At 44.5% G+C, this 22,726-nt stretch carries 15 protein-coding genes; all 15 read right to left on the reverse strand.

The window, feature by feature from the left end; translation table 11 throughout:
* Positions 1-124: 124 nt before the first annotated feature.
* The gene (locus tag PUR_RS21020; RefSeq protein ID WP_179036926.1) at positions 125-568 is read right to left on the reverse strand and encodes a hypothetical protein; all 444 of its coding nucleotides are present in this window, start codon (positions 566-568) and stop codon (positions 125-127) included.
* Positions 569-1,277: 709 nt separating this feature from the next.
* Positions 1,278-1,805 (reverse strand): hypothetical protein, encoded by a 528-nt coding sequence (locus PUR_RS21025; RefSeq protein ID WP_232101593.1) that lies wholly within the window; start codon positions 1,803-1,805, stop codon positions 1,278-1,280.
* A gap of 450 nt (positions 1,806-2,255) precedes the next feature.
* Positions 2,256-2,600, reverse strand: coding sequence for a class I SAM-dependent methyltransferase (locus PUR_RS26150; protein ID WP_232101594.1), 345 nt, complete (start codon positions 2,598-2,600; stop codon positions 2,256-2,258).
* Entirely contained in the window at positions 2,590-2,715 is a 126-nt protein-coding gene (locus PUR_RS26325) for a hypothetical protein (protein ID WP_269474680.1), read from the reverse strand. Before PUR_RS26325 ends, PUR_RS26150 begins: the two co-directional genes overlap by 11 nt.
* Positions 2,716-3,134: 419 nt before the next feature.
* Positions 3,135-8,153: an S-layer homology domain-containing protein gene (locus PUR_RS21035; protein ID WP_179036928.1), complete on the reverse strand. Its 5,019-nt coding sequence runs from the start codon at positions 8,151-8,153 to the stop codon at positions 3,135-3,137.
* 285 nt (positions 8,154-8,438) lie between these two features.
* Positions 8,439-12,149, reverse strand: a complete 3,711-nt coding sequence (locus PUR_RS21040) for an S-layer homology domain-containing protein (RefSeq protein WP_179036929.1) — start codon at positions 12,147-12,149, stop codon at positions 8,439-8,441.
* A 156-nt stretch (positions 12,150-12,305) separates the two neighbouring features.
* A complete protein-coding gene (locus PUR_RS21045; RefSeq protein WP_179036930.1) occupies positions 12,306-13,292 on the reverse strand; it encodes a hypothetical protein in 987 nt (328 codons plus the stop codon).
* 151 nt (positions 13,293-13,443) lie between these two features.
* Positions 13,444-15,444 carry an S-layer homology domain-containing protein gene (locus PUR_RS21050; RefSeq protein ID WP_179036931.1) on the reverse strand — a complete coding sequence of 667 codons (2,001 nt, stop codon included), beginning with the start codon at positions 15,442-15,444 and terminating at the stop codon, positions 13,444-13,446.
* A 23-nt stretch (positions 15,445-15,467) separates the two neighbouring features.
* The gene (locus PUR_RS21055) at positions 15,468-15,788 is read right to left on the reverse strand and encodes a hypothetical protein (protein WP_179036932.1); all 321 of its coding nucleotides are present in this window, start codon (positions 15,786-15,788) and stop codon (positions 15,468-15,470) included.
* A gap of 7 nt (positions 15,789-15,795) precedes the next feature.
* Entirely contained in the window at positions 15,796-16,470 is a 675-nt protein-coding gene (locus PUR_RS21060; RefSeq protein ID WP_197970107.1) for a MotA/TolQ/ExbB proton channel family protein, read from the reverse strand.
* Positions 16,421-18,694: a molybdopterin-binding protein gene (locus tag PUR_RS21065; protein ID WP_179036933.1), complete on the reverse strand. Its 2,274-nt coding sequence runs from the start codon at positions 18,692-18,694 to the stop codon at positions 16,421-16,423. The genes PUR_RS21060 and PUR_RS21065 overlap by 50 nt, the downstream gene beginning before the upstream one ends.
* Before the next feature lies 1 nt (position 18,695).
* The gene (locus PUR_RS21070) at positions 18,696-19,838 is read right to left on the reverse strand and encodes an ABC transporter substrate-binding protein (protein ID WP_179036934.1); all 1,143 of its coding nucleotides are present in this window, start codon (positions 19,836-19,838) and stop codon (positions 18,696-18,698) included.
* Between the two features lie 28 nt (positions 19,839-19,866).
* Positions 19,867-20,670, reverse strand: coding sequence for an ABC transporter ATP-binding protein (locus tag PUR_RS21075; RefSeq protein ID WP_179036935.1), 804 nt, complete (start codon positions 20,668-20,670; stop codon positions 19,867-19,869).
* A complete protein-coding gene (locus PUR_RS21080; protein WP_179036936.1) occupies positions 20,670-21,671 on the reverse strand; it encodes a FecCD family ABC transporter permease in 1,002 nt (333 codons plus the stop codon). Before PUR_RS21080 ends, PUR_RS21075 begins: the two co-directional genes overlap by 1 nt.
* Complete coding sequence (locus PUR_RS21085; protein ID WP_179036937.1) at positions 21,668-22,723, reverse strand: Ig-like domain-containing domain; 1,056 nt, start codon at positions 22,721-22,723, stop codon at positions 21,668-21,670. The genes PUR_RS21080 and PUR_RS21085 overlap by 4 nt, the downstream gene beginning before the upstream one ends.
* Positions 22,724-22,726 lie beyond the last annotated feature (3 nt).

Genomic DNA, 22,726 nt, shown 5'->3' on the forward strand with positions numbered 1-22,726 from the left:
GACCTAGGCTGTCCGGGTTCTGGCTGCCATCACTTCCTCGAAATCTTCATTTGCAAACCAAAGAACATTAGGGACCGCAGCGTGAATACATTGTTATCGGATGTCGGCAGCCCCATCGAATATGCTACATTAATGTTTGAAAAAATCTATTTTTCACTTCTTTTTTGTTATGTTCTGCCCATTCATTTAATCTCTCTAATCCTTTTATTTCCTGGCTCTTATCAAAATAAAAACACAAATCCATAGGAACCAATCGCTTACCCTGCAATTTAAAGCCGATCCTCTTGTAACTCATATAAATACATTCAATTTGAGATGAATAATACTTCTTAGTGTTTGAGGATATTACATAATCTGTTCCTAAAGTAATGCTCAGTTTAGTGAAAAATAGGCGTTTAATTATCGTAATTATATAGGCTAAAGCGATGAACATCATAAAAACAATTAAATATGTGAAAATATTATTTTGGTTAATCGAAAAGTTGATAAGTAGACATCCTTCAAGTAGCATCATGGTCAATATACTTAATTTTGCTCTTGGATAAACGGTTTTAAATGTAATTTCCATCTCTTTATTCCTTTCTCGCCGATTTCCGATAACGTTTCGGCATTCACGAATGAAAGCCTTAAGTGAACGGTAGCGAACGGGTCGTCAGACTTAGGCACGTAGAGGTTGTCTTCCTGAATTCCTAATTTCTTCGGCCGGACCAAGGAGCGTCAGCGATGCAGCGTGAATACGTTGTTAGGCGATGCAGCGATGATTCACTTACAAAAAATCTTTCAGGTAATGCTTATTTACTTCTCTTGAAAATTCAATAAATACATCAAACGCTTCTTTAATTCCACTCATTACTCCACTGATCACTGTCTTAAGGCCGTCAGGCCGGGTGGCTCTGCCACTTAGCCAATGCAAGGTGTGTTCGCCTGAATCTACTTCCCCGAAATTCCTCCGGCGGACCAAGGGATAAGCTTGCTGGCCCGTAGCGCGAATGCGGTGTTATACGTCAAGATAGATCTTTTCCATGTTTATCATTTAAGTATCCTCCAAGTTGTATTAAATTTCATCTAACGTTCCCGCATTCACGATCCCGAGAGGCTTAAGGCAGCTTGCTAGAGTGTTATTCGGCCACTTAGCCTCACAGAGTTGTCTGCTGAATCTGCATCTCCGAAAAGCTTCAGCAGACCGAGGGACCGGAAGGTCCCGCAGCGTGAATACGGTGTTATATGTAGTCCTAGCCTTCTTCAAATCCAGAAAATACAATCTTTCATATACTCTTTCAATCCGCCGCTTTCGATAAATAATATTGATGTTGAGTATTGAGCAGGTTTACGATTTCGGGAATATCATTCAGTGTAATTCTTTGTATACTTATTAATTCTCCGCCACATCTAAAATACTTACGCCCATCTGAATATGTGTACTCATATCCCTCTAAGTTGTCCTTACACTTTCCACAGTTGTAACATCCAGTATACTTGTAGTTATATTCTTCTATAACTGCTCTTACGCTTTCATGAAATATATAGGAGTAATCTGTTGAAGCATAAAATTTCATTTTCAATATTGCTTTGCTCTTTTCAATTGAAAACTTCATAATATGTTTTTTTGTCTTGTTACTATTGAAAACATAATTTATTGCTTGGGTTTTTGCCTTTTTAGGTTTATAACCGAGTTGAGTTGCAAAATTTGCAATTTCAGAGTACATATTCTGATCCTCGGCAGACAAACACTGATAAAATTCTTCGAGCCCCATACGAATCGCTCCCTGTTTATTCTTCATCGAATTAACTTCAATATTATTCATTAGCTGGGACTGCATATAACGTTCTGGTATTCACGACACCTCACCACCTTAAGGGAAGCACAGAGCCAAAAGCGAAGCTGACTCCCGACCGGCCGCGATGCGGTTATGTGGTGCGGGTGTCGCCTGAGTTATCCTCCCCGAAAAGCAACTGGCGACCAAGGAGACTTCAGGGTCGCTGCGGGAATGCGTTGTTAGAGGATGTGACTGCCTTCTACGAGAATCCCAACAAATCATTTCTTAATTGCCTTCCATATATACCGATATTCTTTCATGCATAGTTTTTCGTTTATTGTATTCTCTTGAATCTTATTGCTTAACTCTTTTTTTAATTTAGGGGAAGTATAATCAGGATTTCCCGGTATTCCTGTGATGAACTTAGCAAATTCATTCTCATCAGGGAAATAATAAATCGCACTACTAAATTCTTCGATTTCAATGTTGGTAAATCCATTACTTTCTAATCGTTCTTTTTTCTTTCTCTAATGAACCTGAATGAATGCCAAATACAGTTCCCCCAGTTTGGAGTATTCTACTATGGTTTAATATTGAGGTTGGCCCTCTTCTGTCATAAATTAAGTCAAATTGCTCGTCTTGAAAGGGTAACTGTGTTTTGGTTGTAGCATAAATAAACTTTAGATTGCTCACTTTACTTTCTTTAAGTAATGAGTTGGCGATGTTCATCAGTTCAATAGAATTATCGAAACCTACCAATGATTCTGTATATCTTGACATCTTTACGGTAAATTCTCCATGCCCACAACCGGCATCTAAGACCGATTTATAATTAGGTAGCATACCAATTAATCGTTTCGAAAATCTCTTCTGCTGAAATCCCCTCTACCGTAAATAGAGCATTACTCTTATATCCGCCATTTCTTCTGGCGATAACGTCGTACCATTCGACTCCCATGAATTTACCCCCATTGGTTTATAGTGTTTGCAGCCATTTCCTCTAACCTTCTGGTATTCACGAAACGCCCCAGCCTTAGATAGCTCTTATCTTAGGCTGGGGCGTTTGTTGTCTGAGCTTCTTCCATGATTATACTTCTGACAACCAAGGGGCGGTAGCCCCTGAATAGGGTGTTACCTGATGCCAGTGACTTCTGAATTGAAGTTTCCAGGAAAAAAGTTGCTTCCAGGTGAGAGGGAAACGAAAGGAAAGCATGGAAGGCTAAAGCAATCGAGGAGGGGCACAAGCCGGAGCTTAGGGGACTTGAAGATGTCGGACAATTCAGAGGGCCCAAGGCCCTCCCTTGTCCGAAGTCGATTCATCCCCTGCCTGCAGAGATAGGGGTCTTCTCTCCTATTTCTGATAAAGCAAGTACTACCTTATTTGTTATAAATCCTATAAAGGAACACTGCAGCTTCAGCTCTTGTTGTATTTCCTGCAGGATTAATTCCACTTTTGGATCCAACAATTAAACCTTCCTTAACCAGAGCTGCAATGCTATTTGCTGCATACCCTGAAATCACTGATTTATCACTGTATTTGTCCAGATCAGAGGAAGAACCTGTTGCACTTATTTTCTTCACCATTCTCAGGGCTTTTTCTGTAAGTACCATCATATCCTGCCTTGATATTGCAGCTTTAGGGTTAAACAAATTATTGCCTGATCCAGTAGCTATACCAAGTTTTTTAGCAATACCTACTGCATTATAGTAATAATCTCCCTCTTTCACATCCCCAAAGTTGCCGTTCACATCTGCTGTAAGTCCAAGTGTCTTGACAAGCAGCATCATAAAATCAGCCCTTGTAATGTTTGCTGCCGGTGAGTAGATTTCTGCCCCTGTACCTGAGATGATGCCTTTTGATGAGAGCACTTCTATCTGCTTTTTCGCCCATCCATAATTTTTTATATCGCGGAAGGTGTTATATACCGATACAACTGCATATTTGCTGAAATGGGTGGTGCTGAATACGACCATGCCTGTTGCCGCATCATATTTCGCACTCGGTACAGGGATTAAGCTTCCTGACCCGTCGATGTAGAATACGGTAATATGCTCCGGATCATTCAATTCCTGTGCAGTCGGAGTATACTCCACTGCAATGGTAACCGGGGCGTTATTGTTGCTCCAGACAGTTGATTTTCCATCCACTACCAGTTCCAGATCAATAACAGGCTTATCGCCTATGTATGTTCTGGCTTCTTTCGTAAGCGTTGAAACATTTGCTTTGGAAACACTTAACGTTACGTCCTTTGCATTCGCTCCTTGAGCTTTATCCAGCATGTTACCCGGTAAGGTGACTGTCGCAAACTCTGTTTTCAGTTTTACCTTCTTTTCAGAAGTATTTTGTGTTAAAACGCTGGCTGGAAGAGTAATCAAATAGGCCTTTATCCCTTCTACCTTCGGAATGACCACAAGGACTGTCTTTGATCCATCTAAGCTGCTCTGAACTTTTGAGAATTCGGCAGTGATTGATTCCAAATCTACTGCTGCAGTTGCTATTCCTGAGTCTTTATCGAGAATCTGTATTTCAGCCGTAATTATTCCAGCCTTCCCCGAATCGGCGCCGACAGTGATCGTATAGGTCATTTTTGTTTTCCGATTCTGGGCAGTCACAACAAGGGTATCCCCTGTGGCTACAGGGTCATGCACATTACCTGTGTCCCAGGTTTGATGGCTTTCCCCCTTGGCAAGAAGACTAAGGAATTTCTCTTTTGATGTGTCCTCAGGTACATTTTTTATGGTTCCGCTTGTCGGACTTGTAGTACTGACGGTATATGTATCCGATGTGATTTTTGCTATTGAACTTAGACTCGCTGACTGGATGATGAAGGAGTATCTCCCATCCATCCCCAATATCGGCTGTCCGTTTTCGTTAGTCGACTGTCCGGAACCGCCAAACAACCCGGCAATTATATTAACATAAACAGGCATGTCGGATGCAATATCGAGGTCCGGCGTCTTGGGCAGTTCATAATAGATCCACATGGCTGCCGGATCAACAGTATCCATTCTGTAGTCGCCGCTGTAGTTGATGACATATTTGTTGGTGCATAGATTATAGGGATTCGCTGAATCGAGCCCTCCGTTCGTGATCTGATTCTCCACCTTCAACCATTCCGGATCATCCCCAGGCGTATATGTGGTAGAGCTTCCGCCGCTGTAGCCAGTAGCATCCTTGCTGGTACGGAAGAGATTGGTAAAGAAGGTACTCATGTTCTTGGCACTGGCCCACTGCGTTGGACCCGTACGGGTATCAACCACGATCTTGATCAGCTTTTTCCCTGTGCTGTTCGGTCCCATTGTTCCGCCATCGCGGATGTCCTCTTCAGTCAGTTCATTTCCTTCTACCTTTTTAACATAATAGGTGGAACTATAGGGATACAGCGATGAAGTATTTTTATCATAACTATTAATGCGGCTATTAAAGGAAAATACGCCCGCTTCGTTTGCGCGGCTCGCATCGACATATTCCCAAATCTCCGGATGCAATTTCACCTCCTGAATTGTGAAATAGCCATCCACATTAACGACATCATTTACACCTTTGACCACGCCCGCAGGAAGCTCGGCAGACAGCAGGATATCACCGTTAGCAATCTGGATGCCCCCATTCACTACAGGTACCGAATTCGTAAAGGTGGAGAAATAGCCGTTAGCTGCATCATTTGTGCACCGGATCACCAGATTGCCGTTACTGTCGACACTGACGGTTGCTCCAGCTTTCAGGGCGTTAATGATACCCTTTTTCACACCGGGATATTGTTTCTTCAATTCATCGGTGACTGAGGCAATACTGCTTGCTCCCTTGGGGTCCAGTCCTACAAAGCGGTCATATGCCGTAATGTTATTGGTTTTGTCAACATATGGAAAATACGCACTACTGTACGCATTCAATACACTAGTTATAAACGTATCATAAGAAACCACATCGTATTCGTTTTTCGATTTAGCGAACTTCACACCATTGAATATCAAACCGTCAATAATGGCATCTTTATACGCTGAGACATTGTCTACAAAGCTGGATCCACTGCTTAACGCAATAGTGATCGTCAACCCATTCCCGTTAACATCCCATTCCGTTACCGTTTGTGTTCCTGAAAAACTGGCCGTTGCCGTTGCAAGCTTGATACTCTGAACTACTGTCACATCCATATAGTTCTGAGCTTTGATCACAATTGTATAGTCATTGGTACCGGTGAAGAGATCGCCGTTCAAACTGATTTTCCCTTCACTGATTGTATACCTGTCAGCCGTCAGATTGGTTCCGTTCACACTGATGCTTGTAATCGCTGCCCTATAGGCGGCATCATCGGCAAACGTTAAATCTATTCTCCTTCCGACATAATTGTCAGTATCATCTGCAGTAAAATCAGGCGCTTTCTTCTTTACCGCTATGGTATTAACCGTTATGGTATAATTTGCTTTTGTTGTGCCGTCCTGTGCGGTTACGACCAATTGATCCCCTGTTACTACCGGGTCATGCACATTTGCCGTGTCCCACGTCTGATCGCTTTCCCTCTTGGTCAGATTCCCGAGAAATGTCGCTTTCGAGGTATTATACGGCACATTGGTGATCGTTCCCGCCGCCGTATTGATGGTGTAGTTGCTTGAAGAGATTGTCGTTACAGTACTGGGTACGGTATTAACCGTTATGGTGTAAGTAGCTTTTGTTGTACCGTCCTGGGCAGTTACAACCAAGGTATCCCCTGTTACGACTGGGTCATGCAGATTGTCTGTGTCCCACGTTTGATGGCTTTCCCCCTTGGTCAGATTCCCAATAAATGTCGCTCTCGAGGTATTATACGGCACATTGGTGATCGTTCCCGCCGCCGTATTGACGGTGTAGTTGCTTGATGAGATTGTTGTTACCGTTGATTTTGGGCCGTCTGCTTTAATGGCAAAGGAGTATCTCCCATCCATCCCCAATATCGGCTGTCCGTTTTCGTTAGTCGACTGTCCGGAACCGCCAAACAACCCGGCAATTATATTAACATAAACAGGCATGTCGGATGCAATATCGAGGTCCGGCGTCTTGGGCAGTTCATAATAGATCCACATGGCTGCCGGATTTATTTGATCCATTCTGTAGTCGCCGCTGTAGTTGATGACATACTTGTTGGTGCCTAGATTATAGGGATTCGCTGAATCGAGCCCTCCGTTCGTGATCTGATTCTCCACCTTCAACCATTCCGGATCATCCCCAGGCGTATATGTGGTAGAGCTTCCGCCGCTGTAGCCGGTAGCATCCTTGCTGGTACGGAAGAGATTGGTAAAGAAGGTACTCATGTTCTTGGCACTGGCCCACTGCGTTGGACCCGTACGGGTATCAACCACGATCTTGATCAGCTTTTTCCCTGTGCTGTTCGGTCCCATTGTTCCGCCATCGCGGATGTCCTCTTCAGTCAGTTCATTTCCTTCTACCTTTTTAACATAATAGGTGGAACTATAGGGATATAGCGATGAAGTATTTTTATCATAACTATTAATGCGGCTATTAAAGGAAAATACGCCCGCTTCGTTTGCGCGGCTCGCATCGACATATTCCCAAATCTCCGGATGCAATTTCACCTCCTGAATTGTGAAATAGCCATCCACATTAACGACATCATTTACACCTTTGACCACGCCCGCAGGAAGCTCGGCAGACAGCAGGATATCACCGTTAGCAATCTGGATGCCCCCATTCACTACAGGTACCGAATTCGTAAAGGTGGAGAAATAGCCGTTAGCTGCATCATTTGTGCACCGGATCACCAGATTGCCGTTTCCGTCGACACTGACGGTTGCTCCAGCTTTCAGGGCGTTAATGATGCCCTTTTTCACACCGGGATATTGTTTCTTCAATTCATCGGTGACTGAGGCAATACTGCTTGCTCCCTTGGGGTCCAGTCCTACAAAGCGGTCATAGACTGTGACATTGTCTACCGATACACCGTCTTGTACATGGAGAAACGGGAAATAAGAGCTGCCATATGTATTCAATGCACTAGTTATAAATGTATCAAAGGGAATTACATCGTATTGGTTCGTCGTTTTGTTGAACAACTCCCCGTAAAATGTCAGCCCGTCTATAATGGCATCCTTATAGTCCGAAACATTGTCTGCAAAGCTGGATCCACTGCCTAACGCAATAGTGATCGTCAACCCACTCCCGTTAACATCCCATTCCGTTACCGTTTTTGTTCCTGAAAAACTCGCCGTCACAGTATAGGTTGCTTCATAAACAGAAGTGTTGACGCCGGCATAGGTTGCGGCCGCTTCGTTGCTTGAGCTTGAAGTTTCTGCAAACATCGGTATTGTACCAAAAACACTTGTCAAAATGAGTAAGAAACTAAGCAGCAACGTGAAGTGGGAATACCCCCTCATTCTTCTTTTCTCTGTAGATTTTTGCACCTACTTCACTCCATTTCATTTTTAAAATAAAGGCAGCGGTTTCTGCCCGAATTTTTTTCAAGTTTATATAAAAACAGCGATATCTGCTGCTTTACACAGCATAGCCTGCTGTCTGGATTTTCAATTTTCAAGAAGAAACGCCTGATTCTTATATTTAAAAAAAAGAATATTTTGCAGACGAGCCTATCGGCCCTTCTGCAAAATATGGATTCACCTTATTTTTAATAGAACGCGGTCTCTCAAAAGTCTAGATAGAGGTTTTCTTATATAGCCAATTACTATTTGTTATAGCCCCAGCTTGTCCATGAATGTTTTGAGCATGACCGTACCTTCGGCACGGGTAGCATGACCCAGCGCTCCAAAGCTTCCATCCGGGTATCCATTGATAATACCCAGGGTGTAGACGCTCTGAACTGCATCATTGGCCCACGCGCTAATGCTGCCTTTATCGGTGAAGGCTAGATCTGTAAGTGTACCTATCTTGCCTCCTGCATAGCTGTATGCCCTATTGATCATTACTGCCATTTCCTGGCGGGTAACAGGATCACCTGGATGGAAGTTGCCGTTAGAGCCCTGGATTATTCCGGCTTTTGCTGCCTTCTTCACATCGTTTGCGTACCATTCACTGCCTGTTATATCTTTAAATGTACCTTCATCTGCAGCATCAGACAGTTTCAGTACTCTCGACAGCAAAGCAGCAAATTCTGCACGGGTGATATTGTTCTGTGGAGCAAAGGTATTTGCGCCTGTTCCGTTTATGACATTCCTTGCCACCATGACTTCGATATCAGACTTAGCCCAGTGGGATGCAAGATCTCCGAAAGTCTTCCAGGATTCAGCCACCATATATTTTGAGAAGTGGTTTGTGTTGAATTCCAGTTTACCGTCAACGATTCTTCCTCCCACGTAATCCCATTGCCCGGTTGTTTCATTGAGGTAATAGACACCTAATTTTCCCAATTCCGTAACCCCGGCTGGAATTGGAAGGGTTATTGTAATTGATTTAGTAAAGTTATGAATTGCCGTTTCACCAGCCCATGCATCGAATGAGTAGACCGCTTTATTTTCAACATGTCCAGGAGCTGATGCAACTGTCTGACTTGACACCTGGGTTGTGCTGAAGGTCATATTCTGTCCCTGTATCAATACCTCAGACGGAATAACTATTTTCAGCCCACTGTCCTGAATGACTATTGGTTTATTCGCAGCTTTAGCAAGGTCTATTACTTCAGCTGGCAGCTGTACTGCTTTACTTTGACCTGGTTCTGCTGTTACTTGTGAAAGGTTGATAACCAATTCACTTTGTGCAGCGTCCTTCAGGAGATCTGCTGCTTTTTTTGCATCTACCTGTAAGGTTGCTGTGTTTCCAGACTGGATAACCTGCCCTAAATCGGTGGTAGGCGTCTGCGTAGTAGTGGTAGGTGTCTGAGTGCCACCACCGCCACCGCCGCCACCGCCGCCGCCGCTTCCGCCGTTGCCGCTTGTTGCCGCAGCATTTACAGTAACCTGGCAGGTATCTTTGAAGCTTCCGTCTGCCGTTGTTACCGTTATGGTCGCTGTTCCTGCTCCTACTGCTGTAACAACTCCGTTAGTTACTGTTGCTACAGTTGAATCACTGGTTGTCCAGGTTACATTTTTGTTTGTTGCATCCGCTGGAGCTACTGTCGCTGTTAATGTTCCGGTTGCTCCTGCGGTCAACGTTATCGCATGCTGATCAAGTCCTACTCCTGTGACTGCTACTGCTGCTGGATTTACAGTTACTTCGCAAGTATCTGTGAAGCTTCCGTCTGCTGTTCTAACCGTTATGGTCGCTTTCCCTGCTCCTACTGCTGTAACAACTCCGTAAGTTACTGTTGCTACTGTTGAATCACTGGTTGTCCAGATTACATTTTTGTTTGTTGCACCTGCCGGAGCTACTGTAGCTGTTAATGTTCCGGTTGCTCCTGGGGTCAATGTTATCGCATGCTGATCAAGCTCTACTCCTGTGACTCCTACTGCTGCTGGATTTACAGTTACTTCACAAGTATCTGTGAAGCTTCCGTCTGCTGTTCTAACCGTTATGTTAGCTGTTCCTTCTCCTACTGCTGTAACAACTCCGTAAGTTACTGTTGCTACTGTTGAATCACTGGTTGTCCAGGTTACATTTTGGTTTGTTGCATCCGCTGGAGCTACTGTCGCTGTTAATGTTCCGGTTGCTCCTGGGGTTAATGTTATCGCATGCTGATCAAGCTCTACTCCTGTGACAGATGTAACAGAATTTGAGAGAATTGTATAGTCAGCCGTCATCACGTCACTAACTTCTCCAAATGCTTTCGCATATGCCTTTATGGTTGTATCAGAGTTGATGACAATGGGTTGATCATATAGACCAAATGTCACAGTTGCCGGATCAATTCCTGCTGAGTAAACAGCATAGTAAACCGATGCTCCAACTGTCGGAGTGCTGAGTGTAACCTCTGTGCCAGAGGCTACTGCCCCTGCTCCGGGATTAGCTGCGGGCATTACCGGATTTGTAGTTTTAATGATGAAGCTGTATCTGCCGTCCATACCACTGAATGGCAGACCTGTAAAGGTATCGCCGCCGATCATCTGCCCCGAGCCGCCAAAGAAACCGCCGATTTCATTCAAATATATCGGCATGTCGGAAGAAATGTCGAAATCGGGCGTCTGCGGCAGTTCCCAAAACATCCACATCTTCTTCGAATCTACCGTATCCCTTCTGCTGTCACCGCTGTAGTTGACTGCATATTTATCAGTACCGACTGTTTTTGCTGTTGCAGCAGCAACTATTTTATTCTCAACCTTGGACCACTGCGAATCATCAGCAGGCGTATAAGTATTGCTGTCATTCCAACCATAACCGGTTGCAATCTTACTTGTGCGGAACATGTTATATAGGATGGAGAGTTTCGGTTTGCCTTCAGCCCATTGCGTAGGACCGGAACGCACGTCCACTACCATTTTGATCAATTTATTGCCCGTGCCGTTGGGACCCAGTGTTCCTCCGTTGCGGATATCATCCTCGGTCAGCACATCTCCTGGGACTCTCTTTACATAATAAGTAAGTGTATTTGTCTTACCATTAGCAGCAACAGTCCCAGTCGCATCTGTATAATATGTTGTACCGGTATTATCCACTTTGCGATCAAACGAAATGACATCCGGTTCGCTTGCATGGCTGGCATCAACATACTGCCATACTTCAACATGAGCTTTTATTTCCTGGATGAGGAAGTAATTATTGACCGAAACCGGCTGGCTGTAATTAAGAACCACGCCTGCCGGAAGCGTACCAGACAGAGCAATATCGCCGCTGGCAGCTGCCGCTATACCGCCGTCAACCACAGGCAGATCACTTGTGAAATTCGCAAAATATCCATCAGCGGCATCCTTGGAGCAGTAAATGACCAGATTTCCGTTAGCATCTATGTTTACAGTGGCGCCTGCTTTCAAGGTATTGATGATGCCCTGTTTAACACCGGGATACTGAGCCTTCAAAGCATCGCTTGGATTGATCACATGGCTTTTAGCGCCGGGAGGATTCAAACCCACAAAGCGGTCATAAACGGTCACTTTGTTGGCATAGTCCAGATAAGGGAAATACGTCTCATCTCCCGAGGTGGTACCGTATTTATCCAATACAGAAGTAATGTAAGTATCCCAAGGCTTCTGGGTGTAGTAGTTGGAGTCGGATAACGTTTTATTAAACTCCATGCCATAAAACGTGAGGCCGTCGATGATGTCGTCCTTATAGACTGCCAAATTGACGGAGTCAAAAGTATAGCCCTCCGGCGGAGCAATTCTAATGGTCAAGCCATCTTTATTGACGTCCCGTTCCGAAACAACATTGATTCCTGTGAAGCTTGCCACGGGTTCAGGATCTGCCGCAAACGCTTTTTGAGGAACGGAAATAAATATCGCACAAAAAAACAGCACAAACACTAATATGTAGCTTATCATCTTCTGTTGATTGAATTTTACTGTCGCAACTTGCATTTTTACACATCCTTCTTATTTGGCTTACTTTTTTCCATAACGTTCTTCGTTTTAAATGACTTTTTTATCCCCACTATTGCAGTTTGGCTGCGCTATATTTTGAAAACCGCCTAAAAATGAAGCATTTTAGGGGATTCATTGCTATGTTTGCTGGAATTACTGCCAGCTCAAAGCAGGGTAGCTGTAGCTGTTGAACACGTTGACGCCACTTTTCGTTTGCCAGGCCGATCCCCCATTATTCAGAGCTGACGCAGTCAGAGTCCCTGCACTAAAAGAATAGCAATTGCCAGTATTAGTGCTACCTGTGTCTGTGCCAATGATATTGCTGCTCATGCCGGACAAATACCAACAGTTGGTTAGAGTCAGGCTAGTGGAAGCGTTGTTAGCAACCAGGGCCCCGGTAGTTCCTCCCGAGTTGTTAAGAGAAGCAGCTACATAGCTGTTGCTTACTGTTACGTTAAAACCGGAGTAAATGTGGCCGACCAATCCGCCCACCGGATTGCTAGAGGTGTTGCTGGTGAAAGTCCCCAGCGCAGCGGAGTTTGTAATAGAAATTGTGTTGCCGCCGGTTGTCTGGCCGGAGCCGAACTGGCCGACCAGGCCGCCGATGGAATTACTCGCGCCATTGCTTAGGGTCAAGGTCATATCGGCAATGCAGTTTTGTATGGTCATGCCGCCTAATGCTCGTCCAACAATACCACCTATAAAACGATTGGAGGTCACGCTGCCGGATACTTTCAGATCTTTGATGGTGATATCCTGGACCAGATTAAACAGGCCACCCTTTGGGCCTACATACTGTGTGTTAGTGAGCGAAATTCCAGAGATCGTATGACCATTCCCGTCAAAGGTACCCGTGATGCCGATCCAGCTCTGGGGCACTCCGATACCTTGCCAGTTGGATACACCGGACATATCAATGTCGGCATCAATTTCGACATAGTAGTCGCCCAGAGACGGACTTGAGCCGGAGCCGACGGATTGTGAGTTGATCGTGTTTGCCAGATCAACTAGTTCTTGGGCGGTGTCAATATGAACAGTAGTTTGTGCGTTAACCGGCACGACACATAGAAGGCTGATCACCATGGCCAGTGCAAGGAATAGGCTTACTTTGCGCGTAAAAGCTTTAATCTGTGATTTCATTTTTTCTACTCCCCTCTTTCATACCAATTTTGTGTTTGATAGCTTCTTTCATTATTATTTGCTTCCCTCAATCATAGATCGCCCCCTCTTACCAAATAACCTTTGATGATTTATGTTTGCTGAATAACAGCGGAACTTACAATAATAGCTTTTATTTGGTATAGATTCTGTACAGGATGACCGCAGCTTCCGCCCTGGTAGTGCTGCCAAGAGGATTAATCCGGCCACCCGCCCCCGTTACCAAGCCTTCGCCGATCATTGCGGACACACTGTTTGCCGCATATCCTGATACTTGCGCTTTGTCCTTGAATTGTTCCAACATTTCTATTGAAGCGGACCCTTTGATCTTGTTTGCAGCCCTTAATGCGCGTTCGGTCAGAACCATCATGTCCTGTCTGGATATCTCCGCTTTTGGATTAAATCTGTTGTCACCTGAGCCTGTCGCAATTCCTGATTGTTTGGCGATGCCAACCGCTTCATAGTAATAGGCCCCCTGCTTTACATCCTCAAAGTTCTCTTCTATATCCGCCTTCAAGTCCAGTGTTTTTACAAGCATCATGATGAAGTCGGCTCTGGTAATATTTGCGCCTGGAGAATAGGTTGTTGCCCCTGTACCTGAAATGATTCCTTTGGATACAAGTGCTTCAATCTGCTTCTTGGCCCATTCGTAGTTTGCAAGATCATCAAAGGTTTTGGCACTTGTGTTATCCGCCGTTCTTGTGTTATCCGCCTTTATAGTAAAAAGGTATCTCCCATCCATCCCCAATATGGGCTGACCGTTTGTTGTGGTTGACTGACCGGAACCGCCGATAAATCCGGCAATCAAGTTTACGTAAATCGGCATATCGGATGTAATATGAAAGTCCGGCGTTTGGGGCAGCTCAAAAAATATCCACATCTTGGCCGGGTTTACCGTATCCATTCTGCTGTCACCGCTGTAGTTGACTACATATTTGTTCGTGCATACATTATATGGACTTGCACTATCTGTGCCTCCATTTGTGATTTGATCCTCTACCTTCAGCCATTCCGGATCATCGGCTGGTGTATAGGTAGTATCGCTCTTGCCTCCATACCCGGTTGCATCCTTATTGGTGCGGAAGAAGTTGGTAAAGAAGGTGCTCATGTTCTTGGAGCTTGCCCACTGTGTAGGGCCCACACGGGTATCCACCACAACCTTGACCAGCTTGCTGCCGGTTCCACCCGGTCCCAATTTCCCTCCTTCGCGGATATCTGCCGCGGTCAGGACATTCCCTTCTACCTGCTTCACGTAATAGGTAGTGTCATAAGGATACTGTGAGGTCGTATTCCGATCATAACTATTAATCCGGTTGTTAAATGAAAATACACCGTCTTCGCCCGCACGGCTATTATCCACATATTCCCATATCTCTGTATGTACTTTTACCTCCTGGATTGTGAAAAAGCCATTGACCTTAACAACCTCATTGACATTCTTAACTACACCTATCGGGAGTTCTGCAGACAGCAGGATATCGCAGTTCGCGATTTGGATACCTCCATTTACTACGGACACCGAATTAGTAAAGGTTGAGAAATAGCCGTTTGCGGCTTCTTTGGTGCATCGGATCACCAAATTCCCATCCCTGTTGACACTGACAGTTGCTCCGGCTTTCAAAGCATTCAAGATTCCCTTCTTCACACCAGGATAAGCAGCTTTCAATGCATCGGAGACAGCTGACGTACTTCTTGCTCCCGCCGGATCCAGTCCTACAAAACGGTCATAAACCGTAACACTGTTGGAAATATCAATATACGGGAAATATCCTGAGTTACCGTATATATCCAATGCGCTGGCTACAAACATTTCATAGGGAACGACATTGTATTGGTTCGTCTTTTTGTCGAATAACAAACCGCCCAAGGTCAGTCCGTCGATGATTGCATTCTTATAGTCCGTAATATTGTCTGAAAAGCGATAGCCATTAGGGAGGGCAATGGTTATTGTCAAACCATCAGCGTTTACATCCCATTCCGTCACCGTATTGGTTCCTGTAAAGCTGGCCGTCACCGTATTTTCTGCGGCATCCTCTGCATACACCGCAGGGATATCACAAGTCAGAATGGTAAACAGCATAATCATTAAAAACACGAAAGACAGACATGTATTTTTTTTCTCGATTCTAACCATCGCTATTCTCCTATAAATACAATTTAAGGCGTTTCAGAAATCATATACATCTTTCCTGTTACAGGATCCTTATACAGCATCCCCATTTTTTGGTATTTATCGTTTTTATTCATCATCTGATCCAGATTTTTCTGCACGGACTCTATATTGCTAACCTCTTTGCCCAGATCAACGTTCATATCCACCAGCCCGGAAGAAGCATTACCATTCAGAAATACAGACAGCATAAGGCTGCAGGCTAATACCAACATGGCATCAATGATGTTGACCATTCCTTCCAAAGGACTGCTGTTATCTTTGCTTCTTTTATGCCGCAATCCGCTGCCGCCTCTCAGACTACTCATGACCCAATCATTCCTCCTTCAAAATACATTCCATTAAACTTTCCATAGAGACCAAATAACTGTCATACCATCCCCTTCTGATTTTGCTGATTACCAAGCATACTGCCGCACTAACCAAGCCGCCTATCGTCATGTCAAATGCTACCAACAAGGCATTGGCAAGAGTCATGGTATCTCCCTGTCCCAAGGCAATAATACCGGGACCGAGTGGTATTAATGTACCCATCAATCCAAACATGGGGGCGATTTTAGAGATCGTATCCGTCCATCCCAGAATTCTTTCATACCGTTCTTCCTCAGACACAATCAACCGTTTCGCAATGGCCCTCTTCTCTACTGATGTCAGGCTGCTATATTGGATCAACTCTAATAAAATTGCTTTTTGCCGCTTCAATAATTTACTCTCTTTAATAATTAATGATAATTCTTCTTTGTCTTTTCCATGAAATGATGACAGCAATAATGGAATATCCTCTTTTAACCCCCTGCGTTCCGTTAAAGCTTCCGAAATGATGCTGCCGATAGCCCACACAGCCGCCAGACTTAGGAAAGTCACAATGACAATGGTAGGCACCATCAGCCCCTGAGTAAATGTGTGAAATATATGCTGAGCCTGATTTTGTACGTCCATGTTAACCTCTCTCATCTCTATATTTTTTATATCTACTTCCAGCCCCCCCAAATACCAGGCCTCCTATTGCAATGAACAGTACTGCAGCATTATAATCCCGAGCCATTGGAATTTGAGCCGCCGTCATGCCGTTCACTTCATAAATGTGTACACCCTTCGCATTGGAAGACTTCGGTAAGGGTTCCTGTGAAACTTCTGATGGTCCTGCTGCTTCTGTTGCTGCTGTTGCTTCTACCGCTTCTGGTTCTTTTGTTGCTTCTGTTTCTTCTGTTGCTTTTGTTGCTTCTGATGCTAATTTACCTTCCGGTTTTTGTGTTTGCTGCGAAGTTGTTCCCTTACTTTTTGCCCCAATCAATGAAGCATTTTGAACGCTGTTCCCCTTTTCATCAGGCGGACTTCCCAGCAACTGGATTTCAACCGAGTCAATCCATTTGACATGCTTGGATACCGTTTCAGATCTCGTATTGGTTTGACCGAATATCAGCTTGAACCTGTTATACCCATTCACCTTGTAAAAGTCAGGTGCTGTAGCTCCCTGCTGCTGCAAATCCCGGAAGGCGATGATCGTGTCAACCTGCAGCGCATCTACCGCAGCCCCTGCAGTTGGACCAGAGCCATTCCACCGGAGCGGAAGGTTAGGATAGAAATACCGCGGTGTATCCAGAAGAAACCCCCTTGAAAATGAGAGACGCTTCTTCTCTCTATTTTCTGTAAAAGTAAAAGTGATCTTTTCTACAGAATTTCTATCGATACCCGCAGCTGCCAAAAGGTCTTTGAGCCTTACACCCACGGCGGTCTCCATCACTACCTTTCCAGACGAATCAACTGCTGTGTATGCTTGCGTAACCCTCGGCAGTGACTTTATTTCCTCAAGTGAAAATATTTTTCTTGGCAAATACTCAAGCCCGAAGTAACCAACGTTGAAAGTAAGAGTCGTAGGAAGTTCATCCAGTTTATCCCCAGTTTCTTCAGAAACAGCCGGTCCAAAAACATCATTATCATCAATAGTCTTTGTCTTTGCCTGCTCTATTTCATTGATTTTGGGTCTTACAACAATTTCCATCCGATTGATGTTGTATCCATACATCGGACTAACTACGTCGGAGATTTTCATCTGTCCGTAGCATATCTTTATTCCTTCCTTATTGCTGATGGTATCCCAACCCTGCAAATTTTCATCAGTCCGCTCTGCGTATCGAAGAGCCAGCATCGGCAATACTTCCTGATATTCCTTACTTTTGTCTATTATTCTCCCTTCTCCATCACTCAGATTACCGCTGACCAACTCAGGATAACTATACCGTTTGCGATCAAAGAGGAATGTTTTGGTAAAACTGCTATCAAGACCGTCGGCGTAGAAAAAACGAAGATTTATGACATCATTAAAGTCCACTCCCGCAGACTCAATCAGCTTTATGATGGGAACTCCCTCAGCCAATGTGGTCTCTGGCTTACCCTTTTCATTTATGGAAGTATAGTACTGCCGTTCCTTCTCAAATTGTTCGAGTTGTTGAAAGCTGTATGGAATCTCACGTTTGATGTCATCAGTCCCAACTCTTATGCTGATTTTAAAGTCCGGCTCCTTTTTTTGCCCGTATGTACTGTCATCTTTCAGTATGACAATAATCTTTTGAATATTCCCTTTCAGCATGGCACTGCTGATTTCATCCGGATTCTGCTGGCCGTAGCATAAACGCAAGCCTGATGTGCTATCCAGCGCATCCCCATTCTCCTGCTGCTCATCCAATACCGTTGACCGCAATGCCAGCATGGGTGGAACTTCGATTCCGACAGTCGGGTTATAGGTTTGCTCCGTCACTGTTCCGGATTCTGCTATCGATGTGTCCGATTCTGTTTTTAATTGATCCGTATAACGATACCTCGTTGTTTCCAGCAGTTCTTTTGCAGTAAATGCAGCAGGAGCCCCTTCTTTCCAATAAAGATATACATCCCGAACTTCCTCTAAGTTAATTTCCAGAGCTTTCAGATAATCTGAAAGTGTAATCCCCTCCCCCAATATAGTTTTGCGTTCCCCATTCGCGGTCATTGTGCTGTACTGGTTGCGGACCCTATTCAAATTCTCATTCTGCTCAGGCACCGCAGCTTTTTCCAGCACTTTGCGCTCTCCAACCTGTACCAGAAGCTTCGCCCCTCCTGCATCTTCGCCGCTAGCAATCCCGGGATAAGGGTTCATAGCGAACAGCACCATTACTATTAAAAAAACAGGGATGCATCTATTGCAGCAGATCTTGCGGCAGTGTTTTTTTAAGTTCATACTATTTTTCCTTTTCTCCTGAGCTTTTGTTTCGAATCCCGTTGCCGGAAAGAATAAGCTCGTAAGTATGATCATCGATTTTCAAACCGAGGATATTATTATAGAAATCCAGCACTTCTTTCTTTAGATCTACATCTTTGTACTGTTCCGGGTAAATCGTAGTTCCCAGCCATAAAATGGCAAAAAAGGTTTCCAGGCTGCCTCTCTGTCCCCATCTTGTTGCGCCTACGGGAATGTTATAAACCCTATGCTCCTTGACAGCCCTCAGTCCCTGCCATTTTGAATCCTCCATCAAATAGACCACCGTGTCTGCCTCATTGCAGATTATGATATCCGGATCCCACTGATAGATCTGTTCCATGCTGGCAAAGTAGTCGTTCTCATAAAACTTAAGCTGCCCTCCAGCGGATATGTCGATGGCTCCCACGGACGAAATCCAGTCATTCCCCAGTGTTTTAGCCCCATCCGTACGTACGATCTCATTAATTGCATGGTAAACGCGGAATCTGTCCTTCTCGGATATTTGCTTTTGAATCTCCTTAGCCTGAGCAATAACTTTCCTATAATATTGATTGATGGCTGCCGCTTTTTCTGCCGCGATTGACCCAATGGACTCCCCTATCATATGTAAAGCATTAATCTGCTCCTCCATACTGTCATATCCAACTACCAGATAGGGTACGCCAAGCTTATCCAGCTTCGCCCTCTCTCCCTCTGTTGAATACATGGCTTCCTTAATGAAAATCAAATCCGGTTGTAAAGCCATCAGAGACTCTCCATTGATTGCAGCGCCCGCCATCGGAACTCCAACTTTCTGCATATTGGGGTAAATTCTTTGTAAAAGGAGATCTGTCTTGACTCCGTTAGGAGCAGCTATCATTTTATCTCCAGCCCCTATCATCACCATGGCTTCTCCTGCAAAAGAGTCCAGCGCAGCTATTCGCTTCGGAGAGGCTGGAACTTCTACTTTCCGCCCTATGCAATCCGTGGTTAGTTTGTATCCCTCTCGCGCTACAACACTTCCATTCGGTTTCTCAGTCAACCTCGAAGTATTACCGTAACAGGCTGTAAGTGAAGAAATGATTGAAATAACAAGTATGATGCACATCAATCGCCAGATTTTTGATCTTTTGCTAGTATTCATAGGCAAAGCTCCTTTTTCATTCACACTTTCACAAGCTGCCACGTGGTATGATCTGACGCATGATTCCTTGTTCATCTTGATATACAGCCCTTTTAGCCTCTATCCGGTATACTTGTCTGATCGTTTCCTCTGTAAGCACTTCGTCGGGTGTTCCTTTTTGAAGAATAGTCTGATTCCCCATAACAGACACTTGAACAGATAGCCCCTTGTTTTCAAAATAAAACGCTTGGTTAGGCGAGTGTGTGGCCATCAAAATACCCACATTTTTTTGTTGCACCAATTTGGCAACCGTCTCCATAAATAACAGTTCATTGCGGAAGTCCAAGTGTGCTGTGGGTTCGTCCATTATGATAGCCGGAGTTTCCTGAACCAATGCCCGTGCAAGAATAACAAGCTGGAGCTCTCCTCCACTGAGCTTTGTATAAGGCCGCTCTGCCAGATGCAGCATCCCCACAGTCTCTAAAGCCTCAAAAGCTAATTCCCGATCTTTTTTATTCGGACCGGCAATCCCATTCCCATATGTAGTCCGTCCCATCAGTACAATCTGTTCCACTGTATAAGGAAAGGAACGCGTATGCAGCTGTGGAACATATGCGAATTGCCTTGCCAAATCTGCAATTTTGTATAATAAAAACGGTCTGCCCCCTAAAAAGATTTCACCGCGGCTTAATCTTAAAAATCCCAAGATACAATCAAGCAATGTACTCTTTCCGCATCCATTCGGCCCCATCAGACAACAGATCTCTCCTTTAGAAACCGAAAGATTCACATTATTAAAGATTTCTTTCTCCTCATAAGCAAATGAGGCATTTCGAATATCTATAAGAGTCATTACCGCCATCCCCCACCCTTGGTTTTCTTGATAAGGTAGATAAAAAACGGTGCTCCGACCAAAGAGGTTAGTATGCCTAGCGGGATTTCCGATTCTATAATTGTCCTGCTGAGCGTATCAATCAGGATCATAAAGGCAGCACCCAGTGAAATGGACAACGGAATCAGTTTGCGGTTGTCGTTTCCGGCTACCATACGGCCAATATGGGGAATTACCAAGCCAACCCAGCCTACTACGCCGGCCATACAGACTGCTCCTGCAGTGGCAAGTGTTGCCCCTACAATAATAATGGCCTTCGTTTGTATAACATCGACGCCCATGGTTTGCGCCTCTTTGTCACCCATGGAAAGTACGTTAACCTTCCAACTGAACCCGATCAGAATCAGAATCCCCATCCCAATAGGGATCAGTGCCCAAAAGTCCTTATAAGCTACGGAAGATAAACTTCCCATCAGCCAATACACAATCGCGGGAAGCTGGCGATCAGTATCTGCCACAAATTTCAACAAGGAGACCAGCGCATTGAAAATACTGGATATGATTGTTCCGCCCAGCACCAGCATAATGGTAGGTACTGTTTTGTAAATACGCGCAACCCAGTAACTTGCAGCTACCGCAATCAATCCAAAAACAAAAGCAAATGGATAGGTCGCCCAACTGGCTTGAAAAAGAATGATTGCAAGTGCTGCTCCAAAACCCGCACCAGAGCTAACTCCCAAGAGACCGGAGTTAACCAGGGGATTATGAAAAACCCCCTGAAATGCAGCCCCACTGACAGCAAGCCCAGCGCCTACAAAGGCAGCAGCAATAATTCTGGGTAACCGCAGCTGCAGAACAACAGTAGCACTCTGTATCCCCACATTCGTTCCGCCCTGGGTAAATAACTGGGTAAACGTTAATAAAACCTCTTTGGGATGAACATGATACCGCCCCAAAAACAGACTGACCACAGACAGCAGAAATGGTATTATTCCAATAAGAATCAGATGTCTAGTTTTCATAATGACTGTTCCTTGCCATAATGATCCTTTATTTTCGTAATAGTCAGACATGGCAACTTTGGAGAACCGCCCCATTTTATCCTGACAACTGTTGAAAGAATAAATGCCAAGATTAGTATTACAGCTACTAAAATCCAAGATATTCGGGAAGTAATTCCTGTACTCTGTATCTGCGTCTGTGTCTGCGTCTGCGTCTGCGTCTGCGTCTGCGCCTGTTTCAGTGTCAACGCCTGTGCCTGAGGTTTTATCTCCATCTCCTTTTGCGCTTCTTCTTCTGCTGCTGCTTCCTCCTTTACACTTTCCTGTGTACTCTGTATTTCCTGTGTAGTCTGTATCCGCGTCTGTGTCTGCGGTTTTATCTCCGTCTCCTTTTGCGCTTCTTCTGTTTGAGCCGACATTTGAGAAGCATCTGTCTGCTGAACCATCGCCTCTGACTCTATCTGCTTATAATCCGTAATATCTTCAGATTGGATTGAATGTTCAGAATGATCAGTGCTGTGTACATTCTCGACAGCCTGCTCCTCTCCAGAAGCCTTGTTTTCAACGTCTATCAGCAAAGGCACCGAATAATTTTTGCTTCCAGTAACAAAGCTAAATTGTTGTTCCTTTTCTGTGGCCATACCGTTTTTGGCCTGTACTCCTTCTTGCACATTAACGTAATACGTCGTATTTTCTTCAAGCGGATTTATCGGAGATAAATATATGTATTGGCGTTTATCAAATTCTATTTGAACATCTGCCGCAAATGCTTTGATTGGAACATCCGTCCCATCCACTTTTCTTAAAGAAAACAACGTTTTATTTCGCTTCTGGACTTCAAACTGCGCCACATTATGGCTGAACTTGCACTGGATTATTGGATTTATACTGATATTGGTCTCACCATCACGGGGATATGACCAATCCATATAAAGCGGAACAGCAGGACCTCCTCCCCCTCCACTTCCATCACCAACGTCAGCGAATGTGGTAAGAGGCCAGTACATAATCGCAGCCGTCAACAAAATAATAAATACAGCTATTACCCGCCACCAGCTTTTACGTATTACCACAAA

This window comes from Paenibacillus sp. URB8-2 (genome assembly GCF_013393385.1).
GTDB lineage: Bacteria > Bacillota > Bacilli > Paenibacillales > Paenibacillaceae > Paenibacillus_AQ.